General features: G+C 46.6%; 5 protein-coding genes. 4 read left to right on the forward strand and 1 reads right to left on the reverse strand.

The genetic code is table 11. From position 1 onward, the window contains the following. Positions 1 to 179 precede the first annotated feature (179 nt). Entirely contained in the window at positions 180 to 650 is a 471-nt protein-coding gene (locus HMPREF2926_RS10130; protein WP_003002130.1) for a COG2426 family protein, read from the reverse strand. Between the two features lie 154 nt (positions 651 to 804). Between HMPREF2926_RS10130 and HMPREF2926_RS10135 the strand changes: the two genes are divergently transcribed. The 4 genes from HMPREF2926_RS10135 (at position 805) to HMPREF2926_RS10145 (ending at position 12,468) form a co-directional block, all read left to right on the forward strand. Continuing rightward, positions 805 to 1,326, forward strand: coding sequence for a Dps family protein (locus tag HMPREF2926_RS10135; protein WP_003001978.1), 522 nt, complete (start codon positions 805 to 807; stop codon positions 1,324 to 1,326). A 489-nt stretch (positions 1,327 to 1,815) separates the two neighbouring features. Further along, the gene (locus HMPREF2926_RS10140) at positions 1,816 to 8,652 is read left to right on the forward strand and encodes an Ig-like domain-containing protein (RefSeq protein WP_070587769.1); all 6,837 of its coding nucleotides are present in this window, start codon (positions 1,816 to 1,818) and stop codon (positions 8,650 to 8,652) included. 104 nt (positions 8,653 to 8,756) lie between these two features. Beyond that, entirely contained in the window at positions 8,757 to 8,885 is a 129-nt protein-coding gene (locus HMPREF2926_RS10815) for a YSIRK-type signal peptide-containing protein (RefSeq protein WP_141751792.1), read from the forward strand. Positions 8,886 to 8,955: 70 nt separating this feature from the next. Beyond that, positions 8,956 to 12,468 carry an alpha-L-fucosidase gene (locus tag HMPREF2926_RS10145; protein WP_070587771.1) on the forward strand — a complete coding sequence of 1,171 codons (3,513 nt, stop codon included), beginning with the start codon at positions 8,956 to 8,958 and terminating at the stop codon, positions 12,466 to 12,468. Positions 12,469 to 12,595: the final 127 nt, after the last annotated feature.

The following is a 12,595-nucleotide window of genomic DNA, read 5'->3' on the forward strand; positions in this document are numbered from 1 at the left end:
TCTAGCACTTTTCTCACAGCGGAAAGTTTTAGTAGATGACTGAGTAATTCTAATAAATAAATTTTTTTGTTTTATAGAATTTATTAGATTTTAAAAAAAAACAGTTTGTCTATACTCTTAGAGGAACGGAAGCCTCTTTTTTGTATGCAAAAACTGAAGCCGTTGCTTCAGTCTTTTGCTTAATGTGCGAAGGTATCGATTCCTAGGAGCAGGGACAGGGTTCCCATGATGAGGCCGGCTAGTATCACTCCGAGCATGACTGCGAGGCTACTGCGTTTGAAGTCCCAGTCAAGGATAGAAGCTGCAAGGGCACCGGTCCAGGCACCAGTTCCCGGAAGAGGGATTCCAACAAAGAGCAATAAGGCCCAGAAGATTCCCTTGTCTCCTGCAGCTTTTTCTAATTTCTGTCCGCCTCTATGGCCCTTATTGAGACACCAGCTAAAAAAGCCTCCGATAATTGGTTTTTTTGCCCCCCAAGTAAGAATATGGCGGGCGAAAAAGAAGATCAGAGGGACAGGGAGAAGATTTCCGATCACTCCGATCAGGAGCGCTGTCCATAAGGGAATACCATTTGCAATGGCAAAAGGGATGGCCCCGCGCAATTCAACAAGGGGCACCATGGAGATCAGGAAGGTAAAGATATATTTCATTAGTCAAGCCTTTCGATTAGTCTTCTTCATTCTATCGTATCTTTTCTCAATTGACAACTATGATCTTTTTTAATCTTTTATCTTGACTTTCTGGTGGAGGAAGCATATAATAAAGACATAGTTAATTAGAATCATTATAAAAAGGAGAAATGACATGACAACTATGAAACATGAAGCAGCTACTGATGTAGCAACTTTTGCACCTTCAAATAAAGAAACTCTTCCAGAAACAAAAGCTCTCTTGAACCAAGTCGTAGCAGATCTCTACGTGGCTCACATTGCCCTTCACCAAGTACACTGGTATATGCGTGGACGTGGCTTTATGGTTTGGCATCCAAAAATGGACGAATACATGGACAGCTTGGATGCAACCTTAGATGAAGTGAGCGAACGCTTGATCACTCTTGGTGGTGCGCCATATTCTAGCATGACTGAATTTTTGGAACACAGCAATATTGAAGAACGCCGTGGAACATTTACAAAAAATGTAGAAGAAAGCTTGACACGTGTTCTTGAAATCTTCCATTACCTTGATGGCCTTTACCAAAAAGCTTTGGATGTTACCGATGCTGAAGGCGACGATGTAACCAACGATATCTTTGTTGGGGCTAAAGCAGAACTTGAAAAGAACATTTGGATGGTGGCTGCTGAACTTGGTCAAGAACCAGGATTATAAGATCATAAAAAATAGAAGCCGTTGGCTTCTATTTCAGACTGAAGACAAAGTCTTCTTAGAAACTTTCCTTAGGTGAGTACGGACGTCAGCGAACTTCTTTGAAGTTCCATGACTAATTATTGAGCCTAAGGTCTCAATAATTCCGAGTGCCTGAAACGTTATTGTTTCAGGCACTTTTCTCACAGCGGAAAGTTTCAGTAGATGATTGAATAATTCTAACGAATAAATTTTTTTATATTATAGAATTTATAAGATTTGTAAAAAAGAACAGTTTGTCTATGCTCTCAATAGGAGCCGTTGGCTTCTATTTTTTGCCTCGTAGGGGATTTCCACTAATTAAAGGAATTCTTAATCTAACTATAGTTGGAGCGAAATCGAGGCCTATCGCTCCTATTTTTTTGGTATAGTTAATATGTGATTTTCTGTAAGTGTTCGCAGACAGAAGAAAGCGCTTACAAATTTAATTGTTAATCCTAAGAGGAGGTTTTTATGGGAAAGTCTTTTTTTGAAAAGCGTCCTGTTTTTAGTATTCGTAAGCTCTCAGTTGGAGCTTGTTCTGTTGTGATTGGGATTTCTGCCTTGGGTCTTTCAAGGGTCCATGCGGAAGAAAAGCCAGCCCTCGAAAGTGAACCGACTTCGATTGAGACACCAAGTGTTGTGACGGAAAACTCAGAAGCGGAAGTTCCTGGAGCTGGTGCAAGGGTTTCAGAAGCTCCAGCTGTCATCACCCCTACCAGAGCTGAGGAAAAGCCGGCGCCTCAAGGCGAAGGCCAGCCCGTTTCAGCTTCATCTGAGCGTGCTACAGGAACGGAAGAAACAGCTGCTCCAGATCAAAATCGTGTAGCGGAGGATATTGTGCAAGATCGAGAACGTGATTTTAATAAAGATTGGTATTTTAAATTAAATGCAGCTCCTGGTGCAGAAGGGCGTCAAGTGGATGTCAAGGATTGGAAAAAATTAGATCTTCCTCATGACTGGTCTATTTTCTTTGATTTCGATCACAACTCTCCTGCTCAAAATGAAGGGGGGCAATTAAACGGAGGGGATGCTTGGTATCGTAAGACCTTCCGTTTGGACGACAAGGATCTAGATAAGAAGGTCCGCTTGGAATTTGGCGGGGTTTATATGGATTCCAAAGTCTATGTAAACGGACAATTCGTTGGTCATTATCCAAATGGCTACAATGCCTTTTCTTATGATATTACTCCTTATTTGAATGCGGATGGAAGCGAGAATACCATCGCCGTTCATGTGGTCAATCAACAACCAAGTAGCCGTTGGTATTCTGGTAGCGGGATTTATCGGGATGTTAAGCTGAGTGTAACGGATAAGGTTCATTTAGCGCAGTATGGGACAACGATTACGACCCCTCAGTTGGAAAAACAGCAAAATGGGGCAGTGGATACAGTAGTGAAGAGCCGCATTGTCAACCAAGATGATCAAGCCCATAGTATTTATGCGGAATATGAAATTGTCGATCAAAATGGCCAAGTGGTGAGCGAAAAAACGCGCAGTGAAGCACAAGCTGTTTTAGCAGGTCAAGAGATCAACCTTTCTCAAACCTTGCATGTTGAAAAACCAACCCTCTGGGATGTGAAAACGGATCATCCAGCTCTCTATACCTTGTATACACGTATCTATCGGGATTCGCAGTTGGTAGATGTGCAAAAGGAACGCTTTGGTTATCGCTATCTCAACTGGACGCCAGAAGGTGGCTTCTTCCTCAATGGGGTGGCGACGAAATTCCACGGGGTATCTCTTCACCATGACCACGGGGCTCTTGGAGCTGAGGAAAATTACAAGGCTGAATACCGTCGTCTCAAACAGATGAAGGACATGGGAGTCAATGCCATCCGGACGACTCACAACCCAGCCAGTGAACAAACCTTGAAAATTGCGGCTGAGTTGGGCTTGATGGTCCAAGAAGAAGCCTTTGATACCTGGTATGGTGGCAAGAAGCAATACGATTACGGTCGTTTCTTTGAAAAGGATGCCACTCACCCAGAAGCTCGGAAAGGCGATACTTGGTCCGATTACGATCTACGGACCATGGTAGAGCGGGGCAAGAACAATCCAGCCATTGTCATGTGGTCAATCGGTAATGAAGTCGGTGAAGCAGATGGTTCAGACAAATCTGTCGCAACTGTTCGTCGGTTAGTCAAGACCATCAAGGACGTGGATGCAACCCGTTATGTCACCATGGGAGCTGATAAATTCCGCTTTGGTGATGGCTCAGGAGGCCATGAAAAGGTAGCAGCAGAGCTTGATGCGGTTGGATTTAACTATTCAGAAGCCAACTATGAAAGCTTACGGGCAAAACATCCAAACTGGCTCATTTATGGTTCTGAAACCTCTTCTGCAACGCGGACACGGGGCTCTTACTATCACCCTGAAAGAGAATGGGTAGGAAGCAACCAAGAAGACCGCCATTATGAACAATCAGACTACGGCAATGACCGGGTTGGTTGGGGTCGGACAGCGACCGCCTCTTGGACCTTTGACCGTGAACATGCCGGCTATGCAGGACAATTTATCTGGACCGGTACGGACTATATCGGCGAGCCAACACCATGGCACAACCAAAATGACACACCTGTAAAAAGTTCTTATTTCGGTATTGTCGATACTGCCGGCCTTCCAAAGAATGATTTTTATCTCTACCAAAGTCAATGGGTGTCAGCTGAGAAACATCCAATGGTCCATCTCTTGCCACATTGGAACTGGGACAATCCAGAATTAGCCAATCGTGTCATGGATGAAGAAGGACGGATTCCTGTTCGGACCTTCTCCAATGCCCACAGTGTGGAATTGATTGTCAATGGGGAATCACAAGGAGTGAAGACCTTTACCAAGAAGACCACAGCTGATGGCCGGACCTACCAAGAAGGGGCAAATCCGGATGAACTCTATCTAGAGTGGTTGGTCCCTTATGTACCAGGTAAAGTAGAAGCTATTGCGCGCAACGAAGCAGGAGAAGTGATCGCGAAAGATCAAGTCGAAACAGCCGGCAAGCCTGCGGGTGTTCGTTTGTTGAAAGAAGAACATGCGATCGCAGCGGACGGTAAGGATTTGACCTATATTACCTACGAAATCATCGATGAAGCAGGTCGTGTGGTGCCAACTGCCAATAATTTGGTGCATTTCCATTTGCATGGACAAGGCCAAATTGTCGGTGTCGATAATGGGGAACAAGCCAGCCGTGAACGCTACAAAGCGCAGGAAGATGGCTCATGGCAACGCAAAGCCTTCAACGGCAAAGGGGTGGTCATTGTCAAATCAACTGAGCAGGCGGGTGCCTTTACCCTGTATGCAGACTCAGATCGCTTGCAATCAGACCAAGTCAGCCTCTTTACAGGTAAGAAGGACCAAGCAGAACGCACTGTATTAGGTGTGGAACCTGTTCGACAAAGTGCTTATCTAGGAGAAAAACCAACCTTACCAAGTAAGGTCAATGTGGTCTATAGCGATGGCAAGGCCCAAGAAGAAGCCGTTGAATGGGATGCGGCAGACTATAGCCGTGCAGGCCAAGTCCGTGTGACAGGACATGTTCAAGGACGCACGGTCGAAGCTCTGGTCGATGTGATCGGCGTGGAACAAGTCCTTCCAGTCATCAAACAAATCCCACAGGGAGCAGATCTAGCAACGGTGGATAAAGCTGTGCAATTGGTCTTCACAGATGGCCGGACAGTTAACTATGAAGTCGATCAATGGACCTTGGAAGCTGGTCAAGAAGATCAGTTGTCCACACCAGGAGCACGCTTGAAAGCGACAGGACTCCTAGGCAATGGGGAAACGGTCCAAGCGACACTAGTGGTTGCAGGAGGAGATGTAGCCAAGGCTAAGAAACCAACGGTTCAGCTAGATGGAGTAGCTCTTCCAAAATTTGGTAGTGGCAACCATACCATTTTCCGTTCCCTCGCTTATGGTCAAGAGCCAGGTCAAGTCACAGCAAGTGCAGAAAATGCTCAAGTGACGGTCCTACAAGCTAGCCGTGAAAATGGTTTGAAAGCTCAAATCTTTGTGACTGCTCAGGATACGGGAGCTGTACAGACCTATGTGGTCCAATTCCAAGAAGAAAGTCCACAGATCGAGCGTTTGGAATTGCGTCTGCCAGAAGGACAGGAACTCAAGGAAGACCAAACGGTACCACTTGAAGTCATTGCCCATTACCAAGATGGTAGCCAGGCAAGTCTCAAAGCAGATCAAATCGATGTGAAAACAAGAGCTGGTAGCCAAGGAAAAGCCGTCGCAACCAATAAAGGTTTGGAATTGCGAGAAGCAGGATTGGTTCATTTAGAAGCCAACTACCAAGGACAAACGGGAGAAGTCACCTTTACCATCACGCCAAATCCAGAAGAAAAGACGGTTGTCAAGGTGCGTCCTGTACGGATTAGTACGGATCGAAACGTTTTGCCAGCTCTTCCAGAGACCGTCTTGGTCGAGTATGACAAGGGATTCCCGAAAGAAAAACGCGTGACCTGGGATGCTGTGACCGCAGATCAAGTCAAGGATTACCATAGCTTTACAGTTACCGGTCAGGTAGAAGGAGTGGAAAAAGAAGCCCAAGCTCAAGTGACCGTTGAAGGCATTATCGCTGTAGAAGAAGTCAGCACCACCACTCCAGTCGGAGAAAAACCAGCCCTTCCAGAAAGCATACGGACCTATCACTCTAATGGCAAGACCTATGCTGCCAAGGTAGCCTGGGATGCGGTAGATCCGCAACTCTTGGCCCAAAAAGGAGAAGTTGTTGTCTCCGGTCGTGTAGAAGGAACCAACCTTCCAACACGTCTTCATATTCGTGTTTCCGCAAACACAGTCAAAGGGGCCAATGTAGCAGAACAATGGACAGGCTCTGTCTTGCCACTCGCTTTTGCAAGTGATTCTAACGATGCGGATCCAGTTGCTAAGGTCAATGACAAGGCCATCTCCTTTACTGATGCTCCAGCCAACCGTTGGACCAACTGGGGCCGTAACAATGCGGAAGATTCTGTCGGTATCTTGTTTGGGGACTCTGGTATCTTGACCAAGCGTGCAGTGGACAACCTCCATGTTGGTTTCCATGAAGACCACGGTGTTGGAGCTCCAAGTGAGTATGTGATTGAGTACTATACAGGGGAACAAATCCCAACGGTTCCAAGCAATCCAAATCGCGTCAAAGATGAAACAGACCATCCATTTAACAACCCAGCTAACTGGAAAGAGGTCAGCCACCTAACCGTTGAAGAACCGGTAGCAGCTGGCAAGATGAATCATTTCAGTTTTGATAAAGTTGACACCTATGCTGTTCGGATCCGTATGAAGACGCCAGAAGGCAAGCGTGGAAGCTCTATTTCAGAGATTCAGATCTTTGCCAATAAGGTTGCGCCAGAAGAAAAGAGCCAGGTGACCATTCGTGTCAATGGTGAGGTATTGCCAGGTGTCAACCCAAGTGTGATAGATTACTACATCGATGCGCGTGATCGGGCTTATCCACAAGTGGAAGCGACAGCCAGCCATCACGGCCTTACAACGGTTGTGCCAAGCGTTCATGAAGGGGAGCCAATCCGTGTCATCCATAAAGCGGAAGATGGTACTATCTTACAAGAATACCGCCTCCATCTCACAAGCGATGCAGAAAAACTGAAACAAGCTGCCCCAGTAGCAGTGGAAGCAGGTAGCCGTTTTGTGAAAGTCGGTCAAGATCTGGTTCTACCATCTACTGTAGGTGTTTACTTTAAAGGGGATACAGGCTATGAACGCAAGGATCTCACTGTGGATTGGCAGGCTGTCCCAGCTGATGCGCTTTCTCATGAAGGAAGCTTCACGCTGGAAGGAAAAGTCATCGGCTATGATCTGAGAGCTCAGCTGACCGTCCGGGTGTCAGAAAAGACAGGAGAAATCCTCTCTGTGAACCGTGACTACAATGCAGAGGATAGCAGAGCCTTTGCCAGTGAAACCAATGATCTCGATCCAAACCAAATCGACTATATCGATTACATCAATGATGGTGGCTACAACGAGTACTATCGTTGGACCAACTGGAAGAGAGAACCAGATCAAACAGAAGTGTTTGCTGGTCTCATCTTCAAGAAAAATGGTCAAGTAACAGAGCGTTTGGTCAATAAAGTAGCAGTCGACTTCTTTGCAGATCAGGAAACAGGCCTGCCAACGAAAACGGTTCTTGAACGCTATATTGGTCCAGACTTTGATGTCCCAGATGACTATGGCAATCTGAAAAATCTTCCAGATCACCCATTTAACCAGGCCTCTAACTGGGAAGAAATCCCGTACAGCTTGGATTATGCCTTTGAACCTGGTTATATCTCTAACCTCAGCTTCAATGAAACCAGAACCAAAGCCATCCGTTTAAGAATGGTTCGTGATGAAAATCTTAAAGGAATCGGAATTATTGAATTGAGTGCCTACGCCCCAACAGAAGAGGCTCAGGCAACAACTGATGTCACCATCCAAGTGAATGGCAAAGACCTAGAAGGCTTTAAACCAGATGTGACAGATTATCATCTAGAGTATGAGGGAGAACGTCCAATCGTTTCAGCACAAGGCAAGAATGGAACAGCCGTTACGGTCATCGATGCTAAAAGTGCCAATGCTCCGGTTCTTGTCAAGGTTGTCTCAGAAGATGGCAAGCTCGAAAAAGTATATCAACTTTCTCTATCCGCAAAAGCACCTACAGGCTCAGCTATTCCTGAAGAAGGGGTTAAGAATCTGGTTCATACCAAACCAGAGTTGGTGATTGAGCCAGAAGAGATGGACTTTGAACGCCTAGAACGTCCAAATGCGGATCTTCCAAAAGGTGAGAAACGTGTGGTTCAAGAAGGTCAAAAAGGCCGCAAATTGCGCTTGGTGGAAGTCTCTCAAGAAAATGGTGTAGAAAGCCGGAAGGAACTAGATGCCTTTGTAGAGCTAGATCCAGTGGCAGAGATCACAGAGGTGGGCACGAAAGAAGTACTTCCAGATACTCCACAACCAGAGCCACAGCCAGAGCCACAGCCAGAACCACAACCAGAGCCACAGCCGCAACCACAACCACAACCGCTTCCGAACCCAGAGCGCCCTCATGTCTTAGAAGGACCAGAGCCAACAGAAACTTCTAAGTCATCTGTTGGGGTGGAACCTGTCAGTCAGAAAGGAATCGTTTCAGAAAGGAAGGAAGTCGAGAAAACAGCTCAAACACCAGCAGTTTCAGCTGCTCCAGTTTCCGAAGGAAGATTACCAAATACAGGAACGGAAGAAAGCGTCGCAAGCCTCGTTGCTGGAATCTTAGCGGCAGGCCTTGCCAGTGCTGTGCTGGACGATCAGAAAAAAAGAGCCAATAAGGCCAAGTAAAACAGCTAGAGAAACTAGCAAAATACGGTGAAAAGTTCACAGGTAAAAAGAAGGAGGATGGGGAAGCCCCACCCTCTTTACCTGGTGACATAAAGGAATAGAATATGGGAAAAAGATTAGTTGATCAGAGAAATCGATTTGGCATTCGTAAACTCTCAGTGGGCGTCTGCTCGGTAGTCGTAGCGACTTGTTTTTTTAGGAGCTACTACCAGTTACGCAGAGGAACAAGCTGAGAGGAGTGAACCACGTGAAGAACGGGTTGAAACGAGCGATGTCGATCACCAAGGAAAGGAGGAAAAAACTGTGAACGAGCACCAAGAAGAATCAGAACAGCCCTCACCAGCTACTAGTGAGAAAGAAAATCGCACAGTCAGCCAAGGGACAGAAGCCACTCAACCTGCCACTTCTCTAGACGAGGAGACTGAGATTGCGGATTACGGACCACTTCCAAGCAAGTCTCAGATGCAATACCACCGCGAAGAACTAGCAGCTTTCATCCACTTTGGGATGAATACTTACTACGATCGTGAGTGGGGAGATGGGCAAGAAGATCCTTATTATTTCTATCCAGAGCATCTGGATACCGATCAGTGGATCAAAACCCTGAAAGATGCTGGCTTTAAACGGACGATCATGGTCGTCAAGCACCACGATGGCTTTCTCTTGTACCCTTCCAAATACACCGACCATACCATTGCCAAAAGTGGTTGGAAGGAAGGAAAAGGCGATGTCCTAGCCGAGGTTTCTGCTTCTGCCAGCAAGTATGATATGGACATGGGGGTCTATCTCTCTCCTTGGGATGCCCACAGCCCGCTCTACCATGTGGATACAGAGGACCAATACAATGAATACTATCTCAACCAGCTTAAGGAAATCCTTGAAGATCCAAAATATGGGAACAAGGGTAAGTTCGTAGAAGTCTGGATGGATGGTGCGCGTGGCGATGGAGCTCAAAAGGTCACCTATACCTTTGACAAGTGGTTTGAAGCCATTCGCAAGGCCCAAGGGGATATAGCTATCTTCTCAGCTGAGCCGACCAATGTTCGTTGGATTGGAAATGAAAAGGGGATTGCTGGAGATCCGGTTTGGCAAAAGGTCAATCCGGATAAGATCCGCAACAATCCATCTAATAGCTACCTCAATCACGGGGATCCGGAAGGGAATCAATACTCAGTGGGAGAAGCCGATGTCTCTATTCGCTCCGGCTGGTTCTACCATGACAACCAAGAGCCTAAGTCCTTGCGCGAATTGATGGACATTTACTTCAAATCGGTTGGCCGTGGAACTCCACTCTTGCTCAATATTCCACCCAACCAAGACGGAAAATTTGCGGAGGCTGACGTGGCCCGTTTGAAAGAATTCCGTCAGACCTTGGACCAACTCTACAGTGTGAACTATGCGGCAGGAGCTTTGGTAGAAGCTGACTCAACACGACGCAATCCTCTCTACAAGGCCAGCCATTTGACAGATGGCGATGAAAAGACCAGTTGGGCCCCGGCTGATGATGCCAAGACCGGCTCTTTTGTCCTGGATCTTGGAAAAGAACAGCATTTTGATGTGGTAGAGCTCAAAGAAACCATCGAGAAAGGCCAACGGATTTCTGGTTTCACCATTGATGTGGCAGTGAATGGCCAATGGGTTCCATATGGGGCTGGCTCAACTGTAGGATACCGCCGATTAATCAAAGGGCAACCAGTTGATAGTCGCTATATCCGGGTGTCCATCACCGATGCCCAAGCTACTCCAATCTTGAACGGAGTCTCTGTCTATAAGACGCCAGCCAGCATTGAAGAAACCGATGGCTATCCGCTTGGTTTGACTTATCATTCCGACCGGACAGCAGAGCGGGCCAATGGCCAGTGGAATGAAGAGGGAGAAGGCGTTCGAGGCACCTCTATGTGGACCAAAGAAAAGGGAGCTTCGGTGACCTATCAGTTTGAAGGCACCAAGGCTTATGTCGTCGCAACTGTCGATCCTGGTCATGGGGAAATGGATGTCTATGTCGATGGCCAAAAGCTAGCGACCGTCAATACCCAAAGTCCAAGCCGCAAACGCAGCCAAAAGGTCTATGAAACACCGGATTTGGCAACAGGATCTCACACCTTGACCTTGGTCAATAGCAAAGGAGATGCGATCGCAACGGAAGGGATTTATGCCCTCAATAATCAAGAAAAGGGGCTCTTTGAGTTTGCTCAGCCAACCCTAGCTGTTAAAAAAGGCGACCCAGCACAAGTCGTCGTCAAGAGAAAAGGTGGCTCTAAAGGAAGTGCTAGTCTTAAATTGATCACAGAACCAGGAACAGGGGTTCATGGCAAGGTCTATAAAGATACCAACGTCACCCTTGAGTTCGCAGATGGCGAGACAGAAAAAACAGTCCAAGTTCCAACCCTTGATTTTGCAGGAAAAGCGACCGACGTCTATGACTTTAAGGTCAAATTGCTCCATCCGGATCAAGGAAGCCTGGTCGGCTTTATTCCAGAACTGACAGTCCAAGTGATGAATGAAGACCAGTTGCCAGAAAATCGCAAAGAAGTGGATGATCAAGATCCAAAACTGCATTACAGTGAGGGTTGGCACCACGAGACAGACAATCCAAACTTCTCGAATGGCACAGAATCTTGGTCGAGCTTTAACCAAGTGACCGATGAGGAAGGCAAGAAACACATTGAAGTGACCATTACCTTTAAGGGCACAGGTGTGGAGGTTCGAGGAGTGGTCGACCCAAGTCATGGTCTCTACAGCGTCACTTTGGATGGAAAAGAAATGGCCTTCGAAGAAGGGCGTGGCCATGATTATGAGATCGACGGCGATCATTATTTCAGTGGCTACGGAGATCAACGCAAGCTCGACCAGAGTTTGGTCAATCTGCAAGGCCTAGCAAAAGGCTACCACCAGCTACGCTTGCATCTGGATCCAGCCCTCAATGACCCTCAGTCATCCAGAGCCATCCAGGTAGATCAATTTATCCTATCAGGGAAAGATAGCCAGTTGCTCAGTCAAGAAGAGCTGCAACAGATCATCAGAGAAGGAGTAGAAAAGATCAAGGCTACTTCTCTCGATCGCTTGAAAGCAGACCTCAAACCGACGGTTCAAGGACAATTGACGGACTTGACTCAGTTGTTGAATCAAGAGCGACCAGATTTGGTTGCTGCAGCTAATCAAGTGGAAGCCCTTGAAACCATCTTAGGAGATGCTCACAATTATGAACCGCTGACGCAGACACGACCAGAAGAAGGTGTTCGGGATTTGATTCTTGAAAAACCAGAACTTCTCATCGAAGCGGAGGAGATTCCATTTGAGAGTCAAACACGTGAGAACAAGGACTTGGCCAAGGGCGAAAGCCGGATCCTTCAAGCAGGGAAGGTCGGACGCCGGTTGAAATTGATCGAGGTTCGACAAGAAGAAGGCAAAGAAATTCGGACAGAAGTCGATGCCTTTGTCGAAGTGGAGGCCCAGGACCAGATCACAGAAGTCGGAACGAAGGAAGCGGAAAAAAGTCCGTTGATAGCTGATATGCCGACTCCAACCACTCCTGTCACCCCAAGTAAGGTGCAACCAGAAGTTATGACTCTTTCTCAAGCTGAAGACAAAAAAGAAAAAGGAAGACCTGTTCTCTTGCAACCGAAAACCCCAGAAGCAGTTTCTGTTTCGACTTCAGACCATTCGGAAAAAGAAGGTGTTGAAAGTCCGTCTCTACAATCGGAAGGAAAACTTCCTCAAACCGGTACAAAACAAAGTGGATTGTTTGCTTGGTTAGGTCTTCTTGGTCTAGGATTCTTGGGCGGAGGCGCCAAATTCGCTCGTCGCAAAGAGTAGTTCATTCTTCGCATAAGAGGTTAGTTCTCGCTAGCCTCTTTTGTTTTGCCTTCTTAAGAGATTCCTATTTCCATGGAGTCTTTGCTTTATTTACAGCCGTAAAAATTGTATAATAGTCAAATAAGGT

The organism is Streptococcus sp. HMSC078D09, assembly GCF_001813675.1.
Classification (GTDB): domain Bacteria; phylum Bacillota; class Bacilli; order Lactobacillales; family Streptococcaceae; genus Streptococcus.

What these genes read in the sequence shown, in the direction of transcription:
- HMPREF2926_RS10140 (WP_070587769.1), top strand. Translation starts at nt 1,816, where the DNA reads ATGGGAAAGTCTTTTTTTGAAAAGCGTCCTGTTTTTAGTATTCGTAAG.
- HMPREF2926_RS10130 (WP_003002130.1), bottom strand. Translation starts at nt 650, where the DNA reads ATGAAATATATCTTTACCTTCCTGATCTCCATGGTGCCCCTTGTTGAA.
- HMPREF2926_RS10135 (WP_003001978.1), top strand. Translation starts at nt 805, where the DNA reads ATGACAACTATGAAACATGAAGCAGCTACTGATGTAGCAACTTTTGCA.
- HMPREF2926_RS10815 (WP_141751792.1), top strand. Translation starts at nt 8,757, where the DNA reads ATGGGAAAAAGATTAGTTGATCAGAGAAATCGATTTGGCATTCGTAAA.